The sequence below is a fragment of the Streptomyces puniciscabiei genome (genome assembly GCF_006715785.1).
In the GTDB taxonomy this organism is placed as follows: domain Bacteria; phylum Actinomycetota; class Actinomycetes; order Streptomycetales; family Streptomycetaceae; genus Streptomyces; species Streptomyces puniciscabiei.
In genome coordinates, this window is sequence record NZ_VFNX01000001.1 from 759,187 (window position 1) to 784,665 (window position 25,479).

The window sequence follows — 25,479 nt, forward strand, 5'->3', positions numbered from 1 at the left end:
CCCGATGAGTTCCCAGGAGGTGACGACCATGGCCACGACCCTGGCCAAGGCCGCTGAGTCGGTCGAGTACGCCGCACGCCTCGAGCACGTCTCGAAGTCGTATCCGACACCCGGCGGGCAGCAGCTCGTCCTGGACGACATCAGCCTCGATGTCGCGCCCGGCGAGTTCGTCACCCTCCTGGGGGCCTCGGGCTGCGGCAAGTCCACCCTGCTGAACCTGGTGGCGGGCCTGGACCGGCCCACCGCCGGGTCCATCACCACGGACGGCCGCCCGGCCCTGATGTTCCAGGAGCACGCCCTGTTCCCGTGGCTGACCGCGGGCAAGAACATCGAACTCGCCCTGAAGCTCAGGGGGGTGGCCAAGCCCGAGCGGCGCGGCAAGGCCGAGGAGCTGCTCGAGCTCGTCCGGCTGAAGGGCGCGTACGGCAAGCGTGTCCACGAGCTGTCGGGCGGTATGCGGCAGCGGGTGGCGCTGGCCCGCGCGCTGGCGCAGGAGAGCAATCTGCTGCTGATGGACGAGCCGTTCGCGGCGCTGGACGCCATCACCCGGGACGTGCTGCACGACGAGCTCACCCGGATCTGGTCGGAGACCGGGCTGTCCGTGCTGTTCGTGACGCACAACGTGCGCGAGGCGGTGCGGCTCGCGCAGCGTGTCGTGCTGCTCTCCTCCCGTCCGGGCCGGGTGGCCCGCCAGTGGGAGGTCGACATTCCGCAGCCGCGCCGCATCGAGGACGCGCCCGTGGCGGAACTGTCCCTGGAGATCACCGAAGTACTGCGTGGGGAGATCCGCCGCCATGGCCAGCACTGAGACGACGACCTCTCCCGAGACGGGGAGCGTGGAGGCGGGCCTCGACGCGCTGGAGACCGCGCAGCCGGGCCGTACGCCGTTCCGTAAGACCCTTGTCGACAAGGTGGTCCCGCCGATCACCGCGATCGTCGTGGTGCTGGTGGTCTGGCAGGGCCTGATCAGCCTGAAGATCGTCGACGACCCGACCAGGCTGCCCACCCCGGGCGCGGTCTGGCACGCCTTCCACAACGACTGGCTGCAGGGCAAGCTGCTCGGCTACATCTGGACCAGCGTCTCGCGCGGTCTGCTCGGCTTCTGCTTCGCGCTGCTGATCGGCACCCCGCTGGGCCTGGTGGTGGCGCGGGTGAAGTTCGTGCGCGCCGCCATCGGCCCGATCCTGTCCGGTCTGCAGTCGCTGCCGTCGGTGGCGTGGGTGCCGCCGGCGGTGATCTGGCTGGGCCTGAACAACTCGATGATGTACGCGGTGATCCTGCTCGGTGCCGTGCCGTCCATCGCCAACGGTCTGGTGTCCGGCGTGGACCAGGTGCCGCCGCTGTTCCTGCGGGCGGGCCGCACGATGGGCGCCACGGGCCTGAAGGGCACCTGGCACGTCACCCTGCCGGCCGCCCTGCCCGGGTATGTGGCGGGCATGAAGCAGGGCTGGGCCTTCTCCTGGCGCTCCCTGATGGCCGCCGAGATCATCGCCAACTTCCCCGACCTGGGCACGGGCCTCGGCCAGCTGCTGGAGAACGCCCGCACCGCCAGCGACATGGCCATGGTGTTCGAGGCCATCCTGCTCATCCTGTTCGTCGGCATCGCCATCGACCTGCTGATCTTCAGCCCGCTGGAGCGGTGGGTGCTGCGCAGCCGCGGTCTGCTGGTGAAGGGCTGAGGCACGCCCATGCGCCGTCCGGTTCTCCTCGTCATCGCCCACGGCAGCCGCGATGCGCGGCATGCCGCGACCGTGCACGCCCTCGTGGAGCGGGTCCGGTCGCTGCGGCCCGGGCTGCGCGTGGAGACCGGATTCCTGGACTTCAACGTCCCGTCCGTGCAGGGGGTGCTGGAATCCTTGGCGGCGGAGGGCGTGCGGGACGTCGTCGCCCTGCCGCTGCTGCTGACCCGCGCCTTCCACGCCAAGGCCGACATCCCTGCCGTGCTGAGGGAGGCGCCGGCCCGGCTGCGGATCCGGCAGGCGGACGTGCTGGGCCCGTCGCCGCTGCTGCTGTCGGCGCTGGAACGGCGGCTGTACGAGGCGGGGTTGAGCCCCGCCGACAAGTCCTCGACCGGGGTCGTGCTGGCCTCGGCGGGGTCCTCCGACCCGGAGGCGATCGCAGTGATCGCCGACATCGCGCGGGAGTGGTGGCACACCGGTTGGTGCGCCGTGCGGCCTGCGTTCGCCTCCGCATCCCTTCCGGGCACCGAGGACGCCGTACGGGAACTGCGCGCCCTCGGCTGCGAGCGGGTCGCCGTCGCGCCGTACGTCCTGGCCCCCGGCTTCCTGCCGGACCGCATCGCGCGGGGCGCGGCCGGGGCGGACGTACTGGCGGACGTGCTGGGCCCCGCGCCGGAGGTGGCGCGGGTGCTGCTGGAGCGCTACGACGCGGCGCGCCGGCCGGCGCTGACGGCGCTGGGCGCCTGACCGTCCCCCGGCCTGCCCGGGGTCACAGGCCGAGCGCGTGCAGGAGGTGCTGGGTGAAGGTGAGGCTGCCGGTGCCCGCGCCCGCCGTGATGGCGACGTTCTCCAGTGCGGTGCGGATCCGGCCCCGGTTGGGCGGCAGGCCGTCCTCCGCGGACAGGGCCAGCTCGGCCTGGATGACCTCCCCGTTGGCGACGATCCCCGGGTACTCGGCCCGCAGGGCCTCGGTGAGCCGCTCGGCGACGGCCATGAGGGTTTCGATGTCGGGTGTGCCGTTCCTGGGGTCGATACGGGCGAAGTACGCGGGGCCGTTCCCGAAGTCGTAGGTGCTCATCGTCCTGTCCTCGCTTGTGATCCGAAGGAGCCTTCGGGGGTGGGGGGTGGCTACGGCTTCGGCGCGGGCGACCGGGCTCTGGTTGCCGAAGATGAAGGTGCTGAGGCGGCTGACGTTACCGATGGTGCGGGGAGGAACACCGCGCGTGCGGTGCGGTGGGCCGGGGTCCCGCCAGCCGCGATGGCGCCCATTGGGCCGAAAATCGCCACCCGTTCGGGTGAACGGCATCCGTTGACCGGGCCGTAGACCGGGCCGCGGAGGGTACCGGGGGCGTTTCCCCTCCGGGTCACACCGGTCACCGCGGTACCACGGCTGTGCCCGTAAAGGTCCGCCCGTCACGCTCATCCGTCCCCTCCCCCCTTCCGGCGTCTGCGCGCTTCACCCTAGGGACAACGGGACGCGTTTGTCGCGACGTTGGGCGAGGGCTGGCCTTGGAGGACGGGCTCGTGGTAAGAGGGCCGCCGGGGTTCGGGCGCTCCCCTGTGACGTCCGACCACGGCGGCTCTTCGTTCTGCGTCGATCACGGCTCGTGTGTCACACGAGCGGCGAACCCGGGGCCCTCGAGGGGCGTTTATCGGCCACTCCTTGCTCCTGCTCAGTCGAAGCGGAGGGCGCCGGTGCGGGTGCGCTTGAGTTCGAAGAGGTCGGGGTGGCGGGCCAGCACCCGGAAGCTGTCGAAGAGTTCGGCCGCCTCCTCGCCGCGCGGAACGGCACGCAGCACGGGACCGAACCACACCGTGCCGTCGACGTGCAGGGTCGGCGTGCCCACATAGCCGCCCGTCCCGGGCTCGACGCCGGCCTCGTGGCTGCGGCGCACCGCGTCGTCGTACGACGGATCGTGGGCGGCGGCCGACAGGTCGGCGGGCAGCCCGAGTTCGGCCAGCGACTCGGTGACCACCCGGTCGAAGTCCTCGGTCCGGCCTTCGTGGATCCGGGTGCCGAACGCGGTGTACAGGTCGCGCAGCACCTTGTCGCCGTGCCGTTCCGCGGCGGCCGCGGCGACCCGCACCGGCCCGATCGAGCGGTCCACCAAGTCCCGGTACCAGTCGGGAAGTTCGTTGCCCAGGTTGTGCAGGTACAGGCTCATCACCCGGAACCGGAGGTCGAGCGGGCGCAGGCGCTCGACCTCCAGCAGCCAGCGGGAGGTGATCCAGGCGAAGGGGCAGGCGGGGTCGAAGAAGAAGTCGACGCGGGTCGGGGCGGACTGGACGGCGGTGTCGCGATAGGTCATGGCAGCGACGCTAGTGCCGCATTGGTTCAGTGTCCCGGCCCAATCCGCTCTCGATTCAGTGGTCCACTTCCCCGGGGTCGCCACCGGTCCTGGTCCGCACCGGGTCCACCACCGCGATCTGTGTCCCGCGCAGGCGTTCCGGTTCCGCCACGACGTCGATCCGGGTGATCCCGGCGTCCGCGCCGAAGGCGAAGGCCAGGACCAGGCGCGGCCGCCCCCGCTCCGCCATGACCAGGCCGAACTCGCCGTCCAGCAGGGCGAGTCCGGTGAGCCGGGCGCGTGCCATGGCGGCCATCGCGCCCTGGGCGACGGGCTCGGCGCCCCGCACGGTGATCGGTTCGGGCGTGGGGACGACCAGCGCGTCGGCGTGCAGCACCACGTCCGGGGCGAGCAGCGCGACCAGGGCCGTGAAGTCGCCGTCGCGGGTGGCGGCGAGGAACGCCTCGACGGCCCGGCGCCGGCGTACCGCGTCGGCCGCGGGCGCGGCCGGCCGGCCCTGGACCCGGCGTCGGGCCCGGCCGGCGAGCTGCCGGGTGGCGGCGGGGGTCTTCTCGATCAGCGGGGCGATCTCCGAGAAGGGCACGGCGAACATGTCGTGCAGCACGAAGGCGACCCGCTCGGCCGGGCCGAGGGTGTCGAGGACGATCAGCAGCGCGACGCCGACCTCATCGGCCAGCATCGCCTCCCGGGCGGGGTCGCACGTCTCGGTGGGGGCCGCCGGGGTGCCGTGGGCGTCGTCGTGGGCCTCGAGGAACTCCTCACGCCGGTTGCGGCGGGCCCGCAGGAGATTGAGGCAGACCCGGGTCACCACGGTGGTCAGCCAGCCGGTGAGGTTTCGCACCGCGCCGAGGTCCGCGTGCCGGGCCCGCAGCCAGGCCTCCTGCAGCGCGTCGTCGGCCTCGGCGGCAGAGCCGAGCAGCCGGTGGGCCACCGCCGTGAGATGCGGCCGGTCCGCCTCGAACCGCTCCGCCAGCCACCGCCCGGCGTCCTCCGTGACGTCGTCCACCCGTTCCCCCGTTCCCACCCGGTACCTGTGGTCCAGCTTCCACGAAACGCCGAACCCACCGAAAGATCAACCGGCTTGTGGCGAGCCGCGGGAGCGGTTCTTGTGCTTGACCTTGCCCCTGGGGCAAGCAGCAGCGTGCGGGGCATGGACGACTTCTACCTGCGGCAGACGCCCTACAGCGACCCGGGCGATCTCGACGTGGCGGCGCTGCCGCGAGATCCGCGCCGGCTCACCGAGCTGGTGCGCGGGCTGATCCTGCACCGGCTGGAGGGTGAGCGCTTCGGTTGTGCCATCCCCGAGGAACGGCTGCACCACGACGCCGAGTCCCGGTACGTGACGAAGATCCTGCGCATCCTGCGCGAGCGCGGCAGCGGCCCGCTCACCGAGGAACGGCCGTACGAGCAGCGGTTCGTGGGCACCTGCCGCGACTACGCGCTGCTGCTGTGCTCGCTGCTGCGCGCCACCGGCACCCCGGCCCGCGTCCGGGGCGGGTACGCCGCCTACTTCGTCGCCGGCTTCCACGACGACCACTGGGTGACCGAGTACCGACTCCCGGACGGCTCCTGGCGGCTGGCCGACCCGCAGGTCCACGACGACCGCTACGGCGTGCCGTTCGACCCGCTGGACGTGCCCCGGGACCAGTTCGTCGTCGCTGGGCAGGCGTGGCGGGCGTGCCGGTCCGGGGAGGCGGATCCGGACTCCTTCGGCGTCTGGGGCGTACCGGAGCTGCGGGGTCTGCGGATGGTGGCCCACAGTGTCGTGCTCGACCTGGCCTGTGTGGCCGGCACTGAGACGCTCCCCTGGGACTGCTGGGGGCCATGGGACGCGGAGCGCCCCCTCGGCCCGGACGAGCTCGCGCTGCTGGACGCGGTGGCCGCCGCCGGCACCGCCGAGGAGCAGCGCCTGCTGCACGCGGACCCGAGGCTCGCCGTACCTCGCGAGATCGTCGCCCGCACGACCTTCCTCGGCCCGCGGACCGTCACGCTTCCGGAGCCGTCAACTCGACCAGCTTGACCACGGTGTTCCAGTTCCGGCTGGTGGCGATCAGGCCCTTGGTCCGGGGGCGGCGGGACAGCACCTCTGCGAGCTTGGAGCGGCCGAGGCCCTCGGGGGCGTACAGGTACAGGCAGCGGTCGCCGAGGCGGAACTCCTCGGGGAGGTGCGCGGCGGGGTCGATGTCCGCGAAGCGGTCCGGAGTCACCGGCGCGGAGAAGTACGTGACGTGCAGCTGCTTGGGCTGCAGGTCGGCGGCCGGGAACGGGCAGGCCTCGGCGACCGCCTTCAGATAGGCGTGGTCGCGCACGATCACGTCGACCGGGAAACCGAACCGGTCCTCGATCGCCCGGCTCAACTCCGCCGCCAGCGACTCCTCGTCGCCGTGTCCGCTGGTGAACACGGCCTGGCCGCTCTGCAGATGGGTGCGTACGCCGGTGTGGCCGAGGCCGGTCAGCAGGGTACGGAGGTCGGCCATCGGCAGCTTCTTGCTGCCGCCGACGTTGATTCCGCGCAACAGCGCCGCGTAGGTCGTCATCCGGCCAGCGTAGAGCGGCCGTCGTGCCCCGTGGGGGTGGGCACGACGGCCGCGCCCGCGCCAGGCGGGGCTGCGCGAAACTCTCGCCGATGGGCGGGTGGTGGATCAACCTCTACACGCAGCTGTGACTTGTTCAACAAGGTTTCGTAATCACAAACCGCCGCGCCGGCGGCAGAACGGACAGCCCATGTCCGACGGCCGGCGGAACGGGCCGCCGAACCCCGAGACGCGTCCCCGAGAAGTGCGGATAGGTGTAGGGGGCCGCTGTCCTCCCCAGTGCGGACCGGAGGGCCGCCGAGTTCACCGGGCAGCACGACGAGAGGCGTTTATGCGGGTCATACGGTCATACCGGAGCAAGCGCAGAGGTGGCGGCAGGGGGTCGCCACCGCACACGAGGGGGTGGACCCGCGATGGGGAACAGGGACGTGCCGGTGGGGGGACTGGCCGCCCGCGCCGGCGGCTGGAGCGCCCGGCACCGCTGGGCGGCCGTGGGCATCTGGGTGCTGTTCGTCGTGCTGGCCATGGGGCTGGGCTCGGCGGCGGGCCGGGTCGACGTCGACGAGAACAACCAGCTCAAGGGCGAGACGCACACCGCCGCCCGGATCATCGACGACGCGGGGATCAAGGAGCCGGCCGGCGAGACCGTCCTGATCCAGTCCAAGGACGCGGGAGTCACGGCGACCGGCGCCGAGTTCCGGGCCGCCGTCGCCGACGTGGTGAAGGCCGTCGAGGGCACCGGGAAGGTCACGGCCGTGACCTCGCCGTACGACACGCACACCATCTCCCGGGACGGCCGCAGCGCGCTGGTGCAGTTCGACCTGCGCGGGGACGCCAAGACGGCCGTCGACCGGGTCGAGCCGGTGCTGAACGCCGTCGCCGGGGCGCAGAAGGCGCACGGCGGCCTGCGGATCGAGGAGATCGGCGGCGCCAGCATGCAGAAGCAGTACAAGGACGCCTTCGGGGACGACTTCAAGCAGGCCGAGTACTCGGCGGTGCCGGTGGCCCTCGGCATCCTGCTGATCGCCTTCGGGGCGCTGGTGGCGGCGCTGCTGCCGGTGGCCCTCGCGATCACCGCGATCATGGCGACGATGGGCCTGATGGGCGTCGTCAGCCATCTGCAGCCGATGAGCGACACCGCCAACTCCGTGATGCTGCTGGTCGGTATGGCCGTCGGAGTCGACTACTGCCTGTTCTACCTGCGCCGCGAGCGCGAGGAACGGCAGGCCGGGAAGGACCCGGGCACCGCCCTCAGGATCGCCGCCGCCACCAGCGGCCGTGCCGTCATCGTCTCCGGGGTCACGGTGTGCGTGGCGATGGCGGGCATGCTCTTCACCGGGCTCGCGCAGTTCGAGGCGATGGGCCTGGCCTCACTGATGGTGGTCGCGGTCGCCATGGTCGGGTCGGTGACGGTCCTGCCGGCGCTGCTGTCGCTGCTCGGTGAGCGCGTGGAGAAGGGCCGGATCCCGTTCCTGAGCCGCCGGCGCGGGAAGCGGGCCGCGGACGGGGGCAGCCGGGTCTGGACCGCCGTCCTGCGCGTGGTGCTGGTCAGGCCGCTGGTCAGCACCGTCGTGGCGGCCGGCGCGCTGCTGGCGGTGGCCGCGCCCGCCCTCGACATGAAGACCCAACAGCTCACCCTGGACCAGGAGTTCGGCAAGTCGCTGCCGATCGTGCAGACGTACAACCGCGTCAACGACGCCTTCCCGGGCGGCAGTGAGCCGGCCCAGGTCGTCGTGAAGGCCAAGGACATCAGCGCCCCCGAGGTGCGGCAGGCGCTGGCCGACTTCAAGCGGGAGGCGATCTCCTCGGGTGCCTCGCGCGGCCCGGTCGACATCCGGCTGCACGCGGCGCAGAACGTCGCCCTGGTCTCCGTGCCGCTGGTCGGCGGCTCCGACATGGACCGGGCGGTCCAGAGCCTGGACAAGCTGCGCGACGAGGTGCGGCCCGCCACGCTCGGCAAGGTGTCCGGCGTGCAGGCGCCGATCACCGGGCAGGTGGCCGGCAACCACGACTTCAACGACCAGCTGCTCGGCTCCGTCGTCCCGGTCTTCGCGTTCGTGATCGTCTTCGCCTTCCTGCTGATGCTGCTGTCCTTCCGCTCGCTGACCGTGGCGATCACGTCGATCGTGCTCAACCTGCTGTCGGTGGGCGCCGCGTACGGCATCCTCGTCGCGGTCTTCCAGCACGGCTGGGGTGCCTCGCTGGTGGGCGCGGAGGGGGTCGGCGCGATCGTGACCTGGCTGCCGCTGTTCCTGTTCGTGATCCTGTTCGGGCTGTCGATGGACTACCACGTGTTCGTGGTGTCCCGGATCCGTGAGGCCCGCATGAACGGCCGTACGACGAAGGACGCGATCCGGCACGGCGTGGTCACCACGGCCGGTGTCGTCACCAGCGCCGCGGTCATCATGGTCGCCGTGTTCGCGATCTTCGGCACGCTGTCGATGCAGTCCATGAAGCAGATGGGCGTGGGCCTGGCCGCGGCGGTCCTCATCGACGCGACGGTCATCCGCGGTGTGCTGCTGCCGGCGGTGATGGCCCTGCTCGGCGAGCGCAACTGGTACCTGCCGAAGTGGCTCCACCGGCTGCCGGACCTGACCCACGACGAGACGCCGGCTGTGGTCGCCGCCCGTCCGGTGCGGGAGGAAGCGGAGCGGCTCCCGGTCTGATCCGCGGGCCGGACGGGCGCCTGCCCGCCGGGCGGTGGAGAGCGTGCGCGGGTGCGGGGGCGGGGGCGTGGGGCTGATGGCACAGTTCCCGCGCCTCCTTCGGGCGCTCGTGGCTGCGGGCAGCCGTGCCGCTGGGGGCGGCACGGAGGGACGCGGGGAGTACCCCCTGCGGGGCAGGCACCCCGCAGGCGCGGGCAAGCGACCCGGCACCCGCCCGGCCCCGCCCAGGGGCCGGTGAAACGCGGGGCCAGGTGCCCTACTTCCCCACGCGGCCCGGCAATTCGGCCTCGATCAGGTCCGCCGCCCGCCGTGTGCCGCCCTCCTTCGCCATCTCCGCCCGGATGTCCTGCAGGCGGCGCGCCACCTCCGGGTCGTCCGCCAGGGCGAGCGCGGTCGCGCGGAGGCGGTCGGCGGTGGCCTCCTCGGTGTCCAGCCGGCGGGCGACGCCGAGAGCCTGGAGCACGTCGGCGTTGCCGAACTGGTCGACGGCCTGCGGTACGGCGATCATCGGCGTGGCGGTGGCCAGCCCCTCCTGGCTGCCGCCGGCACCCGCGTGCGTGACGAACAGGTCGGCCTGCCGGAGGGTCGCCAACTGCGGTACCCAGCTGTGCACTTCGACGTTGGCCGGTATGTCGCCCAGCTCGGCGGGGTCCACATGCCGGCCGACCTGGAGCACCAGGTGCCAGCCGGGCAGATCCGCGAAGGCACGGACGCACGCTCGGTAGAACGCCGGCTGCCTGGTGAAGGCCGAGCCCAGCGACACCAGCACGACCTTCTCGGCACCGGCGGGCCGCTGCCAGTCGCCCTGGTCGGCGCGGTCGCCCTGGCAGGCACCGACGAAGGTGTACACGCGTTCGTCGACCCGGTCGGCGTGCGGTTGCAGCGCCTTCGGGATGAGGACGAGCGAGCGGGCCGGGCGGCCGGCGAAGGAATCCGGGTGTTCGGTGATCCCGTTCTCCGCCAGCCACGCCTCGAACCGGGCGTAGTACGCCTGCCCGCGCGGGGTCCTCCTCGGCTCCGCCCACATCGGCTCGGCCACCTCCTGGGCGTATCCCTCCCAGGCGACGAGGTTCGGGGAGAGGGAGATGACCGGAACAGCCCAGCGGTGGGCGAGGACGCGGGCCGGGTAGGAGGCGATGTCGTGCAGCACCAGGTCGGGCTCGTCGCCCTCGTAGGCGGCCACGAGCTGCGGGAGCGCCTGGATCGCGTCCTCGAGGAACGGCTCCACGTGGTCCAGCAGCGTGGTCCCCCAGGCCTCCGGGTCGGCGTCGGGTCCGGGCAGCGTGGAGGCGTACGGCACGGGCCGGGCCCCGGTGGCGGCCACCTTCTCGGCGAACACCGGCGGGATGGCGTACGTGACCCGGTGGCCCCGGTCGACCAGTTCGCGGATCACCTCCAGGCTGGGATTCACATGGCCGTGCGCGGCGATGGAGAACATGGCGATATGGGCGGGCGTGGTCATGGCGCCGACAGTAGGCGAGACGAGACGTCTCGTTCAAAGTGTTTTCCTTCCGGGACCCGGCCCCGTGATCACCGCCATGGGACCGCGCACCTCTGCCGACCTGTGGGAATGCGAGACTGACCGGAGAGACGGCACCGGACGGCAGCACGGCGCGGAGGCACGATGGACGAGGCACGGGCACGGGACGTACTGGCCATGGCGGGAGTGCTGCCGGGCCGGGTCCGCGACGCGGCTCTCCTCGCCCTCGGCGAGAACGCGGTGTTCGCCGCCGGTGAGGTGGTGGTGAAGGTCGGCCGCGACGCCGAGTTGCTCCAGCGGGCCCGGCGCGAACTGGACGTCGCCGGCTGGCTGGCCGAGGCGGGCGTGCCGGCGGTGCGGGCGGCGGAGCCGAAACCACGGCTGGTCGAGGGCCACCCGGTGACCGTGTGGCACCGGCTGCCCGATCCCGTACGCCCGGCCGAGCCGGGGGACCTCGCACGGCTGCTGCGGATGGTGCACGCACTTGCCTCTCCTCCCTTCGCCCTGCCGCCCCGCGAACTGCTGGGCGGGGTGGAGCGCTGGCTGCGGCTCGCGGGCGATGCGATCGACCCCGAGGACGCGGCCTACCTCCGCGCGCGCCGGGACGGGTTCGCGGCGGCCGCGGCCGCGTTGACGCCCCGTCTGCAGCCGGGCCCGATCCACGGCGACGCGCTGCCCCGCAATGTGCACATCGGTCCGCACGGGCCGGTCCTGGTCGACCTGGAGACCTTCTCCGCCGACCTGCGTGAGCACGACCTGGTGGTCACGGCCCTGTCCCGCGACCGGTACGGGCTGCCCGCCGAGGCGTACGACTCCTTCACCGAGGCGTACGGGTGGGACGTGCGGGAGTGGGAGGGCTGTGCGGTGCTGCGGGGCGCCCGGGAGACGGCCAGCTGCGCCTGGGTGGCCCAGCACGCGCCTAGCAACCCGAAGGCCCTGGCCGAGTTTCGGCGGAGGGTCGCGTCGCTGCGGGACGGGGACGAGACCATCCGTTGGTACCCGTTCTGACAGCGCTCCGGAGTTTTCGGGCACCCGGCGTCCGAGCCGGGCCCTGCAAGTCGCGCAGCCCGGCTATACCGGCCGGCTCTCCGTCAACTCCCGCAGCGGCCACGCCCCGTCCACCACCGCTCCCGCGTCCCCCTTGCGGCGCAGGAACGCCTGGAAGTCCGCCGCCCACTGCGCATACCACTCGATCTGGTGTTGGTGGAGGTCGGCCGGGCTCAGGGACGCGATCTTGGGGTGGCGGTCGGCTATCGCGGAGGCGAGGCGCGCCGCGGCGAGGGCATCGGCCGGGGCGGTGTGGGCCGCGTCGAGGGGTATGCCGTACTCGGCGCAGACCGCTTCCAGGTTCCGTTTGCCGCGGCGGTAGCGGTCGACCCAGCGGTCGATGGTGTAGGGGTCGATGACCGGGGCGGGGGCGGCGCCGCCCAGGCGGTCGGCGAGGGACGGCAGGGCGTGGCGGCGCAGTTCGGCGGAGAGCAGGGTGAGGTCGAAGGCGGCGTTGTAGGCGACGAGCGGGACGCCCGACTTCCAGTACCCCACCAGGACGTCGGCGATGGCGTCGGCCACCCGGTCGGCCGGGTGGCCCTCGGTCGTCGCCCGCTCGTTGCTGATGCCGTGCACCGCGACCGCGTCCGCCGGGATCTCCACGCCCGGATCGGCCAGCCACTCCCTGCGTCCCCTGGGCTCACCGGCCCTGACCTCGATCACCGCGCCGGTGACGATGCGCGCCTCGTGCGGATCCGTCCCGGTCGTCTCCAGGTCGAAGCCGATCAGCAGCTCCCGGTGCCAGCCCATGGGCGGCCCCCCTTCTTGGTGGTGCTTTCCCCCAGTGGCCTCCACCCTCGCACGCGGCACTGACAATCAGAGGATCGCGCTCCGCTTGCACCGGCGGACCGTTGCTCAGGACACAGGGCGCGAATCCGCCCAAGCCAGCTCGAACTCCTCGCGGTACGTAGGGAAGAGTCCCGCTTCACCCACTTCATCCGACTTGACCAGCTTGCTGCCGTTGCGCAGCACCAGTACCGGCGACTCCATCCCGCGCGCCCCGCACAGATAGGACTGCACCACGGCGATGCCGTCGGCGCCGTCACCGTCCACCAGGTAGGCGGTGAAGCGGGGCGTCTCGTCGTAGACCTGGATCTCGAAGGCGCCCGGGTCGCGCAGCCGGGAGCGGACCCGGCGCATGTGCAGGATGTTCATCTCGACCGACCGGCTCAGTTCGCCCCGTTTCATCCCGAGTTCACGCTCGCGGCGCTTGACCGAGCTGGAGGCCGGGTTGAGGAAGAGCAGCCGTACCCGGCAGCCGGTCTCGGCGAGCCGGACCAGACGGCGGCCGGAGAAGTTCTGCACGAGCAGGTTGAGGCCGATGCCGATGGCGTCGAGGCGGCGCGCGCCGCCGAAGAGGTCCTCGGCGGGGAACTGGCGCATCAGCCGCACCCGGTCGGGGTGGACGGCGACGACGTCGGCGTACCGGTCGCCGACCAGGTCCTCGACCGCGTCCACGGGCAGCCGGCGCGCGGAGGGCACGTCACCGGCCGCGCCGAGCGTCTCCAGCAGCCGGGCCGAGGCGCGTTCGGCCTGGTTCAGGACCGCCTCGGACAGCGCCCGGTTGCGGGAGACGACATTGCGGGTCACCTCCAGCTCGTCGAGGGCGAGTTCGAGGTCGCGGCGCTCGTCGAAGTACGGCTCGAAGCACGGCCAGTGCTGCACCATCAGCTCACGCAGCTGGGGCAGGGTGAGGAAGCTGAGCACGTTGTCGTCGGCCGGGTCGAGCAGGTAGCCCTTGCGGCGGCTGACCTCACGGACGGCGACGGCGCGCTGCACCCACTCCTGCCCGGCCGGACCGGCCGCGGCGACCACCCACTCGTCCCCGTGGACGGGTTCGTAGATGGGGCGCAGCACGGCGGCCACGACCGCGCGCAGCCGCTGTTCGACGAGGTTCAGCCAGATGTATGCCCGGCCGGCCCGCTGGGCGCGGGTGCGCACCTCGCGCCAGGCGTCGGCGTCCCAGTCCAGCTCCGGCCCGATGGACCCCGCGTCCATCGGGCGGGCCAGGGACACCGCGCCGGGCGGGACGTCAGTGGAGTTCCCCTCGTGACCCTCGTCACCAGGGGGCAGCTCCAGGCCTCCCGAGCCCACCCGCGCACCGCCTTCCGATCCCCCGGGCCTTTCCCGTCTCAACGATCAAGGAAGGGTACTCCGCGAGGGGTGGGCGGTGCAGCCGGATGGACAGGTCGGTTTCTCAACTGTTTTCCTCAACTACGCGGCTCCCAGTGGCCGTTCTGCCATGCCAGGTCACGCGGAGTGAGCGGATTCATAGCGGTCACGTCCCGGGGCACGAGGGCGAAGCCCTGCCAGTGCACCGGCATCGGCTGCTGGTCCTCGTCCCGGGCGATGTGGTGGAAGCCGACGTTCATCCAGATCACCGGGTGGGTCAGGGTCTGCCCCCCGGCCCATCGGTCGACGGATGCGGGGTGCCCGCGGTCGCACTTCGGGTTGTCGCTGGCGAAGAGTTCACACGGGTTGTACTCGGTGACATAGAGGTCGTGCTCGGTGAAGGCGCGGCCGGGGTACTTGGTGGAGGGGCCGGGGACCACCTCGTACGAACGTGCGTGTCCGTCCTTGTTCCTGCCGGTCGCGCTGACCACCCGCCACCAGCGGTAGTCCTTCAGGTCACCCGCCATCTCCTCGGTGACCTGGGTGCGGGTGGTCCTCGTGGTCGGGCCCTGCCGCCGGCCGGTGCGCGGGCTGACGGCCGAGTCGTACTGTTCGACCTTCGTCCTCGAGGAGCCGTCGAGACCGAAGTCCAGCCGCCAGAAGACGTTGTGGCTGTGGCTGGTGGCATAGGCCTTCGCGCCCTTGCCGATGGGCCAGCCGCGACCGTCACCGGCGTCGTAGTCCTCCCAGGAGAGGCTGCCGGTCGCGCCGACGTTCATGGCGATCATGCCGTCGTCCTGGAAGCGCCACTCGGTGATGTACTCGTACCAGCCGACCTGGTTGACGGTGTAGACGAGGAAGTCCTTGCCCTGGGCCTGGTAGAGCTTGCCCGTGCCGAGGTCGTCGTGCATGCGGTAGGCATGGACGCGGGCGCGGGTGGTCGTGCACAGGCCGCCCACGTCCGGGTGCCGTGGGTCCGCGGCGTCCGGCACCTTGACGGTCCTGATGGTGCCGCCGGGGCATTCGGCGGGTGAGAGGTTCATCAGCGACCGGGCGAAGTCCTGGCCCGTCAGGTCGCTGTACTCGTTCTTCCCGTCGTCGTAGGGGACGTGGATCTGGGCGAGTCTGGCGCTGTTGAGGACCTTGATCGGCTTCGGTTCGTCCTTGGGCTGGTAGCTGATGTCCTCCAGGACGAGACCGGCCTTGCTGTCGTAGTGCCAGCACATGCGCCAGGTCGTGCCGGTGGAGAGCTTCTGTTCGATGCGGTGGGCGGCGCTGCAGTCGGCGGCGGGCGCGGCGGCGGCCGTTCGCGGGCGGGCGGCGGCCGGTCCTGCGGCGGTCGTCGCGCCGGCGGCCAGCGCGGCCACGGTCAGGCCGGCGGCCGCCGCCCTGCGGGCGCGGCGGATTCCGTACTCGGGCATGACGAAATGGCTCCCTTGGCGGAGGCGAAGATCTGAGGAAACGTTTGTTCAGCGGCGGTCGAGAGCGGCGGCCCTGCGGGCACTCAGGTCGATCACCAGGGACCTGGTGTCGATCCAGGGGCCGTTCCTGACCTTGGTGAACAGCCGGACGCACCGGTGCACGCTGCACTGGTCGAGGACCGCCGGCTGGGCGCCCGGAGCGGCCCGGTAGACGCCGCCGCTCAGCAGCAGCTGGTCCGGGGAGGTGAGCTCCTTGCCGGTGGCGTCCTTGTAGTCCGCCCTCAGGCCCGCGCCGAGCGGGGAGGCGATCAGGAGCCGGGCGGCCGCGGCGTTCTCGTCCCCGCTCGGCGGCGGCTGGACGCCGCGCTGGGTACCGGTCCGCTCCACCTTGCCCGTGTCCAGGTCGACGGTCGTGGTGACGAGGGTGTCGTTCCGGTAGTCGTAGAAGGTGAGGTCGGCCCGGCGCGGCGCGGCCGGGTCGTCCGCCCCGCCGGGCTCGGGTTCGGCGAGGTCGACGCTCAGGCGCTGCGGTCCGCGACCGCCGTCGACGTTCTCGCCCGTGGTCAGCGGCCGCCGGTTCAGGGCGATCTGCTCGGCCCGCCGTATCTCGTCGTCGGTGAGCGGATCCCGGCCGATGCCCTTGCCGCGCTCGTCGGGCGCGTGTTCGACGACACCGGGCCGGACCGCGTCCATGCCCTGCCCGGCCCGCGTACCGCCGCTCGCGCCGGCCGAGGTGTCCGCCCCGGCCGTGCCCGGCAGCGTGATCGCCGCCATCGCGGCGGTCCCCACCGCCGCGACGGCCGCCGCGGCCACTAACTTCCCCAGATGGCGGTGCACAGTCTCACGCACATTTCCCCCTGCTCCCCATGGTTCACGGGAGTACGTGTTGCCCCACTGGTTCGGCACACGGCTGGTACCAGAGGCGCCGTGTGCGCCGGTCGGTGGGTAAGAGGGACGCAAGACACATGAGGTTCCCTCAATTCGGGGCGACTCGGGGCCCAACGCGGCCCCGGGGCGGCGGCACACCTGGGAGAGTCGTAGCCATGCAGGTCTGGCCTGGAGAGGCGTATCCGCTCGGCGCCACCTATGACGGCGCCGGAACCAACTTCGCGGTCTTCACGGAGGTCGCGGACCGAGTAGAGCTGTGTCTGCTGCACGACGACGGCTCCGAGACAGCGGTGGAACTCCGCGAGAGCGACGCGTTCGTGCGGCACGCGTACCTGCCGGGCGTGATGCCGGGACAGCGCTACGGATTCCGGGTGCACGGCCCGTACGACCCCGCGCGCGGGCTGCGCTGCAACTCCGCGAAGCTGCTGCTCGACCCGTACGCGAAGGCGGTCAGCGGCGCGGTCCGGTGGGGCGAGGAGGTCTACGGCTACCACTTCGGCGCCCCGGACAGCCGCAACGACCTGGACTCGGCCCCGCACACCATGGCCTCGGTGGTGATCAACCCGTACTTCGACTGGGGCGACGACCGGCCGCCGCGCACCGAGTACCACCACACCGTGATCTACGAGGCGCATGTCAAGGGCCTGACCATGCGCCATCCGGGGCTGCCGGAGGAGCTGCGCGGCACCTACGCGGCGCTCGCGCATCCGGCGCTGATCGAACACCTGACCAAGCTCGGGGTGACGGCCCTGGAGCTGATGCCGGTCCACCAGTTCGTGCACGACCACCGGCTGGTCGACATGGGCCTGAACAACTACTGGGGCTACAACACCATCGGTTTCTTCGCCCCGCACAACGCCTACGCCTCCTGGGGCGACCGCGGGCAGCAGGTCCTGGAGTTCAAGTCGGCGGTCCGCGCGCTGCACGAGGCCGGCATCGAGGTCATCCTGGACGTGGTCTACAACCACACCGCCGAGGGCAACCATCTGGGTCCGACGCTGTCCTTCAAGGGCATCGACAACCGGCAGTACTACCGCCTCACCGACGACCCCCGCTACTACATGGACACCACGGGCACCGGGAACTCGCTGCTCATGCGGTCCCCGCACGTGCTCCAGCTGATCATGGACTCGCTGCGGTACTGGGTCACCGAAATGCATGTCGACGGCTTCCGCTTCGACCTCGCGGCGACCCTGGCCCGGCAGTTCCACGAGGTGGACCGGCTGTCGTCGTTCTTCGACCTGGTGCAGCAGGACCCGGTGGTCTCCCAGGTGAAGCTGATCGCCGAGCCCTGGGACGTGGGCGAGGGCGGCTACCAGGTGGGCAACTTCCCGCCGCTGTGGACCGAGTGGAACGGCAAGTACCGCGACACGGTACGCGACCTGTGGCGGGGTGAGCCGCGGGCGCTCGCGGAGTTCGCCTCCCGGCTGACCGGCTCCTCCGACCTGTACCAGGACGACGGCCGCCGCCCGCTGGCCTCGATCAACTTCGTCACCTGCCACGACGGCTTCACCCTGCACGACCTCGTCTCGTACAACGAGAAGCACAACGCGGCCAACGGCGAGGACAACCGGGACGGCGAGAGCCACAACCGGTCCTGGAACTGCGGCGCGGAGGGCGAGACCGACGACCCCGGGGTGCTCGCGCTGCGCGCCCGGCAGATGCGGAACTTCATCGCCACGCTGATGCTGTCCCAGGGCGTGCCGATGATCAGCCACGGCGACGAGTTCGCCCGCACCCAGCGCGGCAACAACAACGCCTACTGCCAGGACAACGAGCTGTCGTGGCTGCACTGGCCGGAGTCCCTGGAGAGCGAGCTGCTTCAGTTCACGCGCGCGATGGTGTGGCTGCGCCGGGACCACCCTGTGCTGCGCCGGCGCCGTTTCTTCCACGGCCGTCCGGTGGAGGGCACCCACGACGAGCTGTCCGACATCGCCTGGTTCACCCCCGAAGGCGAGGAGATGACCCAGCGGGACTGGGACTCGGCGCGGGCGTCCGCGCTGACGGTGTTCCTGAACGGCAACGCGATCTCCGAGCCCGGCGCGCGCGGGGAACGCATCACGGACGACTCGTTCCTGCTGATGTTCAACGCCTCGCCCGAGCCGCTGGACTTCCTGGTGCCGGTCAACCACGGCCGGCAGTGGCAGGTGGTCGTCGACACCGCCCGTCCGGAGGGGGTGCCGCCGGGATCCGGGACGAAGGTCGGGGCGGGCGACCGGATCACCCTGCCCGACCGCAGCCTGACGGTGCTGCAGCGGCCGACGTGACCGGACGTGGTCCGTTCAGGGGTCGATGACAGGAAAGACGGCGGGCTGGGTACGTAGGTTTCCATGACTTCTGCGCGCCCCGGACCGGAAGTGCCCACGGCCACCTACCGGCTGCAGCTCCAGCCCGCTTTCCCGTTCGCCGCCGCCGAGGCGGCCGTACCGTATCTGGCGTCGCTCGGCGTCTCGCACCTGCACCTGTCCCCGGTCCTCGAGGCCGTGCCCGGCTCCCCGCACGGCTACGACGTGGTGGACCACGCGCGCGTACGCGAGGAACTGGGCGGTGAGGAGGGCCTGCGGTCGCTGGCGCGGACAGCGCGGGAGCACGGTCTGGGCCTGGTGGCGGACCTCGTGCCGAACCACATGGCCATGGCGCCCCGGCACAACCACGCCCTGTGGGAGGTGCTGCGCGAGGGTCCCGGCTCGCCGTACGCGCGCTGGTTCGACATCGACTGGGAGGCACAGGGCGGGCGGGTGCTGCTGCCCGTACTGGGCGGTCCGGTCGGCTCGCAGCTGGAGCACCTCGTGGTCGACGGCGACGTGCTGCGCTACCACGAGCACGCCTTCCCGCTCCGCGCGGGCACCCAGGACCTGCCGCTGCCTCAGCTGCTGGACGCCCAGTGGTACCGCCCGGTGTGGTGGCGGCTGGCCCGCACCGAGCTGAACTACCGGCGGTTCTTCAGCATCTCGGAGCTGATCGGGCTGCGCGTGGAGGATCCGGAGGTGTTCGACGCCACCCACGCCAAGATCCTCCAGCTGCTGCGCGAGGGAGTGATCGACGGGCTGCGCGTGGACCACCCCGACGGGCTCGCCGATCCCGACGCCTACCTGGCGCGGCTGCACGAGGCGACCGGCGGGTGCTGGACGGTGGTGGAGAAGATCCTCGCCGACGGCGAGCTGCTGCCGGCGTCCTGGCCCGTCGCCGGCACCACCGGCTACGACGCCCTGCGCCAGGTCGACGGCCTGTTCACCGACCAGACCGGGGCGTACGAACTGCTGGGCCGCTACCGGGCGTTCGCGGCACCGCAGACGGACCGGGGCGGCAACTGGGACGCGACGGTGCGGCGGGCCGCCTACAAGGTGCTCACGCACGAGCTGGCCGCCGAGACCGACCGGCTCACCCGGGTGGCCACCCGGGTGTGCGCCGCCTCGCCGGACCTGGACCTGCGCGACCGGGCGCCCTGGGCGCTGCGCACGGCCGTGGAGGAGCTGCTGGTGCGGCTGCGGGTGTACCGGCCGTACGCCTCCGGTGACGCGGCCGCCGTCGTCACCGAGGAGGCCGCCGAGGAGGCCCGGCTCGCCTTCGTGGTGCCCGAGGAGGCGGAGGCCGTCGGCATCGTGCGGCGGCTGCTGGTCGAGCCGCCCGGTGAGCCGTCGGCACCGGACCACGCCGACCGGGTGGAGTTCCGCACGCGGTTCGCGCAGACCGCCTCGGCGCTGCGCGCCAAGTCGGTGGAGGACACCGCGTTCTACCGCTATGTGCCGCTGCTGTCGCTGACCGAGGTGGGCGGCGATCCCGGCCGGCCGGGCGTGTCGCCGGAGGACTTCCACGCGTACTGTGCGCGCGTGCAGCGCGACTGGCCGGTCACCGGCACGGTGGTCTCCACGCACGACACCAAGCGCAGCGCCGACGTGCGGGCCGCGCTGGCCGTGCTCACCGAGTGCCCGGACCGGTGGGCGGAGTTGCTGGCGGAGGTGAACCGGCCGGAGGAGGGCGTGGGCGTGCCGGACGGGCAGCTGGCCTGGGCGGCCTGGCAGACGGTGTTCGGGCTGGGTCCGGCCGAGGCGGAGCGGGTGCAGCGGGCACTGCTGAAGCATGTGCGCGAGGCGGGCATGTACACCAGCTGGACGGAGCAGGAGCCGCCGTACGAGGAGGCAGTGGCCGCGTTCGTCGCCGCGGGGCCGTGCGGGCCGCCCGGTGAGCGCGTGGCCGCCTTCCGCAAGGCGCTGGAGCCGCACGTGCGGGCCAATGTGCTCGGCACCGCCCTGGTCCATCTGACGATGCCCGGGGTGCCGGACGTGTACCAGGGCACGGAGGGCGAGTGCCGGTCGCTGGTGGATCCGGACAACCGGCGTCCGGTGCCGTTGCCGCCCGAGGTGCCCGGCGAGAAGGACGCGCTGACGGCGGCGGCGCTGCGGCTGCGCGCCCGCCGTCCCGGCGCCTTCGGCCCGGCCGCGTCGTACGAACCGCTGACCGCCGAGGGTCCGGCGGCCGGGCACTGTGTGGCGTTCGCGCGCTCCGGTGAGGTGGTCACGGCGGTGACCCGGCTGTCGCTGCGGCTCGCGGAGGCGGGCGGCTGGCAGGAGACCCGGCTGACGCTGCCCCCCGGACAGTGGACGGACGCGCTCACCGGCGGGCGGGAGTTCACGGGCCACGCGCGCGTGGCGGACCTCTTCCAACGGCTACCGGTCGCGCTGCTGGAACGGACCGCGCAGGACTGAGCCGACTCAGGCAGTGGCCGCGGTGGACAACCGGCAGCGCTCGTACAGCCCCTCCGGCGGGGCGCCCAGATCGGCCCAGGCGACGCCCAGGAGAACCACGACCGGGCAGAAGACCCTGCTGACCCTCCCCCCGGGACAGTGGACGGACGCGCTCACCGGCGGGCGGGAGTTCACGGGCCACGCGCGCGTGGCGGACCTCTTCCAACGGCTACCGGTCGCGCTGCTGGAACGGACCGCGCAGGACTGAGCCGACTCAGACGGTGGCCGCGGTGGACAACCGGCAGCGCTCGTACAACCCCTCCGGCGGGGCGCCCAGATCGGCCCAGGCGACGCGCAGGAGATCCACGAAGGCCTCGGCGGCGCCGGTGAGCGGCACGCGCGCGTAGACGGCCATGGAGCGCTTCCAGGCCGGGTCGGGAGTGAGGATCACGCAGTCCTCGCCGACGGCGCCGCGTACGAGGTGGGCCGAGGACGCGCACACACCGACGCCGGCGGCGGCCATCCGCACGGCCGTCGAGGTGTGCTCGGTCCACACGGCGGTCCGCGGGGTGAACCCGGCCCGGCCGCAGGCCCAGTCGAGGAAGCGCTCACCGTGCACGACGGGTTCCATGGCACAGCGGATCCAGGGCCGGTCGGCCAGTTCCGGCAGCGTCACCGTCGTACGGCCCGCCAGTCGGTCGTCGAACGGGACCACCAGGACGACTTCCTCCTCGCCGACCGGTACGACGGTGCCCGGCGGGTCGGCGGGTTCCGGGCCGAAGGCGAGGTCGGCGGTGCCGCGCTGGACGGCCTCCTCCAGCGCCTCGGCGGTGGCGTACTCGTGCAGGCGCAGCAGGACCCGGGGGTGGGCCTTGCGCCAGCGGGCGAAGACATCGGGCAGGACGCCGACGGCGAGCGAGTGCAGGGTGGCGACGTGCAGTTCACCGCCCTCGGCGCCGGCGGTGGCGCGGGCCGCGCGGCGGGCCTGCGCGGCGCTGCGGACGGCGAGTTCGGCGTGCGGCAGAAAGGCCCGGCCCATCGGGGTGAGGCGCACACCGCGGGCCATGCGCTCCAGCAGGGCGCCGCCGACCGACTTCTCCAGGGCCTTGATCTGGTGCGAGAGCGCGGGCTGGGTGACGTGCAGGGCGTCCGCCGCGCGGGTGAAGGACGCCTCGTGGACGACCGTCACGAAGTACTCCATCTGTCGCAGGCTCAACTCCGCACCCCCCTACGAGTCGCAGGCATCCACTCATAAGCATCCTGCATGGCTCCTACAAGAACATTGCCTTGGACTCATGGCAAGAGGTGGACGGAGGGTGGATGCCATGACCGTCAACACATCGGATGTCATCGTCATCGGCGGCGGCACGGGTGGTTACAGCACCGCTCTGCGCGCCGCCGCCCTCGGTCTTGACGTCGTCCTCGTCGAACGCGACAAGGTCGGCGGCACCTGTCTGCACCGGGGCTGCATCCCGAGCAAGGCGATGCTGCACGCCGCCGAACTGGTCGACGGAATCGCCGAGGCACGCGAGCGGTGGGGCGTGAAGGCCACGCTGGACTCGGTCGACTGGTCGGCGCTGGTGGCCACGCGGGACGACATCGTGGCGCGCAACCACAAGGGGGTCGAGGCGCATCTGGCGCACGCCGGCGTACGGGTGGTGCGGGGCAGCGCCCGACTGACGGGGGCGCGCGCGGTGCGCGTGGAGGGCGCGCACATGGATCCCACGCCAGGCGTGGGCGACTTCACCGCGCGCCGGGGAATCGTGCTCGCCACCGGCTCACGCCCGCGCACGCTCCCGGGGCTCGAGCCCGACGGGCGGCGTGTGGTCACCAGCGACGACGCGTTGTTCGCACCGGGGCTGCCGGCGTCCGTACTGGTGCTGGGCGGCGGCGCGATCGGCGTCGAGTACGCCTCCTTCCACCGGTCCATGGGCGCGGAGGTCACCCTGGTCGAGGCCGCGGACCGGATCGTTCCGCTGGAGGACGCCGACGTGAGCCGGCATCTGACGCGCGGGCTGAGGAAGCGCGGCATGGACGTGCAAGCGGGCGCCCGGCTGCTGGACGCGCGGGTTCTGGAGAGCGGCGTACGCGCGCGTGTGCGCACCGCGCGGGGCGAGACGCGCACGGTGGAGGCGGAGCGGCTGCTGGTGGCCGTCGGCCGGGCACCGGTCACCGAGGGCCTGGACCTGGCGGCGGCCGGCCTGACGACGGACGGCCGGGGGTTCGTCGTACCGGCGGACTGGAACCGGCTGCAGACGGCCGTGCCGGGCATCCATGTCGTCGGCGACCTGCTGCCGCCGCCCTCCCCGGGCCTCGCCCACGCCTCGTTCGCGGAGGGCCTGCTGGTCGCCGAGACCCTGGCCGGGCTGCGGCCGGCCCCGGTCGACTACGCGGCTGTGCCCCGGGTGACGTACTCCTCGCCGCAGACCGCCGCGGTGGGGCTGAGCGAGACGGAGGCACGCGCGCGCGGGCGCGAGGTCGAGGTGAACACCATGCCGCTGACCGCCGTGGCCAAGGGTATGGTGCACGGCCAAGGCGGCATGGTGAAGGTCGTCGCCGAGGCCGGCGGCGGGCAGGTGCTCGGCGTGCACCTGGTCGGCCCGCACGTGTCGGAGATGATCGCCGAGAGCCAGCTGATCGTCGGCTGGGACGCCGAGCCCGCGGACGTGGCCCGGCATGTGCACGCGCACCCGACGCTGTCGGAGGCGGTCGGCGAGGCGTTCCTGACGCTCGCGGGACGCGGCCTGCACCAGCAGTGAACCCACGGCACGCACCGCGCCCGCCGCACCCCCGCGCTTCCGTCCGGGCGCCCCCGGTAGCCTCCCCCGCCGCATGCTTGACAGTTCACCTTCCGCGTGCGGGACTTGGAGGGCGAAGCCGGGCGGAACAAGTCGGGGGTGAGTCTTCTGCCGGAGCTGCGCTACCCCAGCGTTCCCGAACTGATCGCCTCCGCACAGGCGTTGGCCGCTCAGGAACCCGGGCTGTGCTCGCTCAGGCAGGTGGGCGTCTCACGCGCGGGCAGACCCCTGCACCTGCTGTCGGTGGGGCACGCCCGGCGGGCGGTGCTGGTGGTCGCCGGCGCCCACGCCAACGAGCCGACCGGGGGCTCCACCCTGCGGGTGCTGGCCGAACGCGTACTGGCCGAGCGGGAGTTGCGGGCGGGCACGTCCTGGCACTTCCTGCTGTGCGCGGATCCGGACGGGGCGAGCCTGCATGTGACGCCGGCGCCGCGCAGCCTGCTCGACTACCACCTCGGCTTCTACCGGCCGACGGGCGCCGAGCAGCCGGAGTGGTCGCCGTCCGTGCTCCCGCCGGACCGGCTGCCGCCCGAGACCCGGGCGCTGACCGGGGTGATCGACGAGCTGCGGCCCTACCTCCAGGTGACCCTGCACGGCACCGACCTGGGCGGCAGCTGGGTGCAGTTGACCAAGGACGTGCCGGGGCTCGCGGAGCCGTTCGCCAAGTCCGCGGCGCAGCTGCACATCCCGGTGGAGGCGGGCGCCTCGGACGCCGCCGGCTGGCCGGCCTCCGGCCCCGGGGTGCACGTCATGCCCGGCCCGGAGACGGGCGCGGCCTACCCGAGCATGCCGGACGACGCCCGGCACAGCACCTGGTACCACGCGCACCGCTACGGCGGTCTGACGGCCGTGGTGGAGGTGCCGATGTGGGCGAGCGACCTGGTGGACGATCCGGCGCCGCACCCGGCGCCGGCGGCGGCGATGCGGCGCCTGGCACAGCGGCTGCTGCGGGACTCGCTGGAGGTGGAGCGGATCCTCGCCGAGGCGCTGCCCCGCCTCGAGGGCGTGGACGGTCCGCTGCTGCGGGCGGCGCGCTGGGCGCTGGAGCTGATCCCGGGCCTGGCCGAGGACTGGGTCCACACCCCGCCGGCCGCCACGACGATGGCGTACGTCGGCAGTGTGGACGCCTTCGGGCGGCGGCTGCCGCTGCGTGCTGCGGCGATGCTGCTGCGGGTGCTGCGGGAGACGGACGACCGGGCGGCGCCGCGGCTGGAGCAGCTCGTCACCGACTGGTGCGATGCCTTCGCGACGCGTTTCCGGGCCCGCTGGGTGCCGGTGGAGCACCAGGTGGAGCACCAGTCCCGGACGGTGCTGGTGGCGGCTCAGCAGGCCCGGGAGCGGGCGGTGTGAAGCCTGCACGCCGCCCGTGTCGGCTCTCCCGGCAGCCGGGCTCAGTGGTCCACGGCGAACACCGCTCCCGTCCGTGCCTCCATGGCGCACTTGCTGGAGTACGTCTCCTGGTAGTCGACCGGCTCTCCGTTCCACTGCCCGTGCGCGTGGACGGTCACGGGGGCGTAGATCATCGGGCAGAAGACCTTCTTCTGCGGGATGCGCGAGATGTCGCCGCCGGCCTTGGTGAGCTCGTCGCAGGCCTCGGCCGCGCGCGCGTACCCCAGGGGCAGCGGGTCGCACATCAGCAGCGTGCCGTGCTTGTCACCGGCCTGGGCGTTCTCGCCGCGGATGACGGTCACATAGAGCCAGTTGTCGGTGAGCGGAAACGTGGATCGCGCGGCGCTGGGTGCCGCCTGGGCCGGGGCCGCGGCGAGGAGACCGGCACAGGCCAGCAGGGCGCCGGCGGCCGTGGTCAGTCGGGTGAGGTACGTCATGCCCGATGCATCGGCACGCGGGGCCGCGTTCCAC

The 25,479-nt window shown here is 72.5% G+C and carries 21 protein-coding genes and 1 pseudogene; 11 read left to right on the forward strand and 11 right to left on the reverse strand.

From position 1 onward, the window contains the following. Positions 1-4: 4 nt before the first annotated feature. Genes FB563_RS03485 through FB563_RS03495 form a run of 3 tightly spaced genes read left to right on the forward strand, consistent with a single transcriptional unit; the run spans position 5 to position 2,426 of the window. Positions 5-808 (forward strand): ABC transporter ATP-binding protein, encoded by an 804-nt coding sequence (locus tag FB563_RS03485; protein WP_167528462.1) that lies wholly within the window; start codon positions 5-7, stop codon positions 806-808. After that, entirely contained in the window at positions 795-1,679 is an 885-nt protein-coding gene (locus tag FB563_RS03490; RefSeq protein ID WP_055709075.1) for an ABC transporter permease, read from the forward strand. The genes FB563_RS03485 and FB563_RS03490 overlap by 14 nt, the downstream gene beginning before the upstream one ends. A 9-nt stretch (positions 1,680-1,688) precedes the next feature. Beyond that, a complete protein-coding gene (locus FB563_RS03495; protein WP_055709076.1) occupies positions 1,689-2,426 on the forward strand; it encodes a sirohydrochlorin chelatase in 738 nt (245 codons plus the stop codon). Between the two features lie 22 nt (positions 2,427-2,448). On the opposite strand, the gene FB563_RS03500 is transcribed toward FB563_RS03495, so the two are convergent. From FB563_RS03500 to FB563_RS03510, 3 genes are all read right to left on the reverse strand, one after another. After that, on the reverse strand, positions 2,449-2,757 hold the full coding sequence (locus FB563_RS03500) for a hypothetical protein (protein WP_055709077.1): 309 nt from the start codon (positions 2,755-2,757) through the stop codon (positions 2,449-2,451). Positions 2,758-3,352: 595 nt separating this feature from the next. Next, positions 3,353-3,988: a mycothiol-dependent nitroreductase Rv2466c family protein gene (locus FB563_RS03505; RefSeq protein ID WP_055709078.1), complete on the reverse strand. Its 636-nt coding sequence runs from the start codon at positions 3,986-3,988 to the stop codon at positions 3,353-3,355. A 55-nt stretch (positions 3,989-4,043) separates the two neighbouring features. Beyond that, positions 4,044-4,994 carry a sigma-70 family RNA polymerase sigma factor gene (locus FB563_RS03510; RefSeq protein ID WP_234357955.1) on the reverse strand — a complete coding sequence of 317 codons (951 nt, stop codon included), beginning with the start codon at positions 4,992-4,994 and terminating at the stop codon, positions 4,044-4,046. Positions 4,995-5,138: 144 nt separating this feature from the next. Here FB563_RS03510 and FB563_RS03515 point away from each other — a divergent pair, with 144 nt between their 5' ends. Continuing rightward, positions 5,139-6,008 (forward strand): transglutaminase-like domain-containing protein, encoded by an 870-nt coding sequence (locus FB563_RS03515; RefSeq protein ID WP_055709079.1) that lies wholly within the window; start codon positions 5,139-5,141, stop codon positions 6,006-6,008. On the opposite strand, the gene FB563_RS03520 is transcribed toward FB563_RS03515, so the two are convergent. Continuing rightward, the gene (locus FB563_RS03520; RefSeq protein ID WP_055709080.1) at positions 5,974-6,525 is read right to left on the reverse strand and encodes a DUF1697 domain-containing protein; all 552 of its coding nucleotides are present in this window, start codon (positions 6,523-6,525) and stop codon (positions 5,974-5,976) included. The two genes, FB563_RS03515 and FB563_RS03520, sit on opposite strands and share 35 nt — an antisense overlap. Positions 6,526-6,935: 410 nt before the next feature. On the opposite strand from FB563_RS03520, the gene FB563_RS03525 reads away from it, so the two are divergent. Further along, on the forward strand, positions 6,936-9,188 hold the full coding sequence (locus FB563_RS03525; RefSeq protein ID WP_107100757.1) for an MMPL family transporter: 2,253 nt from the start codon (positions 6,936-6,938) through the stop codon (positions 9,186-9,188). A gap of 256 nt (positions 9,189-9,444) precedes the next feature. On the opposite strand, the pseudogene mgt reads toward FB563_RS03525, so the two are convergent. Next, positions 9,445-10,687, reverse strand: a pseudogene (gene mgt / locus FB563_RS03530) (macrolide-inactivating glycosyltransferase). Between the two features lie 125 nt (positions 10,688-10,812). Here mgt and FB563_RS03535 point away from each other — a divergent pair. Then, positions 10,813-11,676, forward strand: a complete 864-nt coding sequence (locus FB563_RS03535; RefSeq protein ID WP_055708432.1) for a phosphotransferase enzyme family protein — start codon at positions 10,813-10,815, stop codon at positions 11,674-11,676. A 63-nt stretch (positions 11,677-11,739) separates the two neighbouring features. Here the strand turns inward: FB563_RS03535 and FB563_RS03540 are convergent, their stop codons facing one another. From FB563_RS03540 to FB563_RS03555, 4 genes are all read right to left on the reverse strand, one after another. After that, positions 11,740-12,465 carry a 3'-5' exonuclease gene (locus FB563_RS03540; RefSeq protein WP_055708431.1) on the reverse strand — a complete coding sequence of 242 codons (726 nt, stop codon included), beginning with the start codon at positions 12,463-12,465 and terminating at the stop codon, positions 11,740-11,742. Positions 12,466-12,570: 105 nt separating this feature from the next. Beyond that, complete coding sequence (locus tag FB563_RS03545) at positions 12,571-13,809, reverse strand: SAV2148 family HEPN domain-containing protein (protein ID WP_055708430.1); 1,239 nt, start codon at positions 13,807-13,809, stop codon at positions 12,571-12,573. 116 nt (positions 13,810-13,925) lie between these two features. Beyond that, positions 13,926-15,248: a copper amine oxidase gene (locus FB563_RS03550; RefSeq protein WP_055708429.1), complete on the reverse strand. Its 1,323-nt coding sequence runs from the start codon at positions 15,246-15,248 to the stop codon at positions 13,926-13,928. Positions 15,249-15,296: 48 nt separating this feature from the next. Then, on the reverse strand, positions 15,297-16,097 hold the full coding sequence (locus tag FB563_RS03555) for a hypothetical protein (RefSeq protein WP_055708428.1): 801 nt from the start codon (positions 16,095-16,097) through the stop codon (positions 15,297-15,299). 194 nt (positions 16,098-16,291) lie between these two features. Between FB563_RS03555 and glgX the strand changes: the two genes are divergently transcribed. The 3 genes from glgX (at position 16,292) to FB563_RS03575 (ending at position 21,089) form a co-directional block, all read left to right on the forward strand. Continuing rightward, positions 16,292-18,403, forward strand: coding sequence for a glycogen debranching protein GlgX (gene glgX / locus FB563_RS03565; protein WP_055708427.1), 2,112 nt, complete (start codon positions 16,292-16,294; stop codon positions 18,401-18,403). Positions 18,404-18,466: 63 nt separating this feature from the next. Continuing rightward, entirely contained in the window at positions 18,467-20,842 is a 2,376-nt protein-coding gene (gene treY / locus FB563_RS03570) for a malto-oligosyltrehalose synthase (RefSeq protein ID WP_055708426.1), read from the forward strand. Positions 20,843-20,855: 13 nt separating this feature from the next. Further along, positions 20,856-21,089 carry a hypothetical protein gene (locus tag FB563_RS03575; protein ID WP_055708425.1) on the forward strand — a complete coding sequence of 78 codons (234 nt, stop codon included), beginning with the start codon at positions 20,856-20,858 and terminating at the stop codon, positions 21,087-21,089. 6 nt (positions 21,090-21,095) lie between these two features. Here the strand turns inward: FB563_RS03575 and FB563_RS03580 are convergent, their stop codons facing one another. Further along, positions 21,096-22,037, reverse strand: a complete 942-nt coding sequence (locus FB563_RS03580; RefSeq protein ID WP_079048956.1) for a LysR family transcriptional regulator — start codon at positions 22,035-22,037, stop codon at positions 21,096-21,098. 109 nt (positions 22,038-22,146) lie between these two features. Between FB563_RS03580 and lpdA the strand changes: the two genes are divergently transcribed. Continuing rightward, positions 22,147-23,580 (forward strand): dihydrolipoyl dehydrogenase, encoded by a 1,434-nt coding sequence (lpdA, locus tag FB563_RS03585; protein ID WP_055708424.1) that lies wholly within the window; start codon positions 22,147-22,149, stop codon positions 23,578-23,580. Between the two features lie 138 nt (positions 23,581-23,718). Continuing rightward, a complete protein-coding gene (locus tag FB563_RS03590) occupies positions 23,719-24,969 on the forward strand; it encodes a M14 family zinc carboxypeptidase (RefSeq protein WP_055708423.1) in 1,251 nt (416 codons plus the stop codon). 41 nt (positions 24,970-25,010) lie between these two features. Here FB563_RS03590 and FB563_RS03595 read toward each other — a convergent pair whose 3' ends face one another. Then, positions 25,011-25,445: a subtilase-type protease inhibitor gene (locus FB563_RS03595; RefSeq protein WP_055708422.1), complete on the reverse strand. Its 435-nt coding sequence runs from the start codon at positions 25,443-25,445 to the stop codon at positions 25,011-25,013. Positions 25,446-25,479 lie beyond the last annotated feature (34 nt).

Excerpts from the sequence above, each read along its gene's own strand:
- FB563_RS03485 (WP_167528462.1), top strand. The coding sequence starts at position 5 with ATGAGTTCCCAGGAGGTGACGACCATGGCCACGACCCTGGCCAAGGCC.
- FB563_RS03490 (WP_055709075.1), top strand. The coding sequence starts at position 795 with ATGGCCAGCACTGAGACGACGACCTCTCCCGAGACGGGGAGCGTGGAG.
- FB563_RS03495 (WP_055709076.1), top strand. The coding sequence starts at position 1,689 with ATGCGCCGTCCGGTTCTCCTCGTCATCGCCCACGGCAGCCGCGATGCG.
- FB563_RS03500 (WP_055709077.1), bottom strand. The coding sequence starts at position 2,757 with ATGAGCACCTACGACTTCGGGAACGGCCCCGCGTACTTCGCCCGTATC.
- FB563_RS03505 (WP_055709078.1), bottom strand. The coding sequence starts at position 3,988 with ATGACCTATCGCGACACCGCCGTCCAGTCCGCCCCGACCCGCGTCGAC.
- FB563_RS03515 (WP_055709079.1), top strand. The coding sequence starts at position 5,139 with ATGGACGACTTCTACCTGCGGCAGACGCCCTACAGCGACCCGGGCGAT.
- FB563_RS03520 (WP_055709080.1), bottom strand. The coding sequence starts at position 6,525 with ATGACGACCTACGCGGCGCTGTTGCGCGGAATCAACGTCGGCGGCAGC.
- FB563_RS03525 (WP_107100757.1), top strand. The coding sequence starts at position 6,936 with ATGGGGAACAGGGACGTGCCGGTGGGGGGACTGGCCGCCCGCGCCGGC.
- FB563_RS03535 (WP_055708432.1), top strand. The coding sequence starts at position 10,813 with ATGGACGAGGCACGGGCACGGGACGTACTGGCCATGGCGGGAGTGCTG.
- FB563_RS03540 (WP_055708431.1), bottom strand. The coding sequence starts at position 12,465 with ATGGGCTGGCACCGGGAGCTGCTGATCGGCTTCGACCTGGAGACGACC.
- FB563_RS03550 (WP_055708429.1), bottom strand. The coding sequence starts at position 15,248 with ATGCCCGAGTACGGAATCCGCCGCGCCCGCAGGGCGGCGGCCGCCGGC.
- glgX (WP_055708427.1), top strand. The coding sequence starts at position 16,292 with ATGCAGGTCTGGCCTGGAGAGGCGTATCCGCTCGGCGCCACCTATGAC.
- treY (WP_055708426.1), top strand. The coding sequence starts at position 18,467 with ATGACTTCTGCGCGCCCCGGACCGGAAGTGCCCACGGCCACCTACCGG.
- lpdA (WP_055708424.1), top strand. The coding sequence starts at position 22,147 with ATGACCGTCAACACATCGGATGTCATCGTCATCGGCGGCGGCACGGGT.
- FB563_RS03595 (WP_055708422.1), bottom strand. The coding sequence starts at position 25,445 with ATGACGTACCTCACCCGACTGACCACGGCCGCCGGCGCCCTGCTGGCC.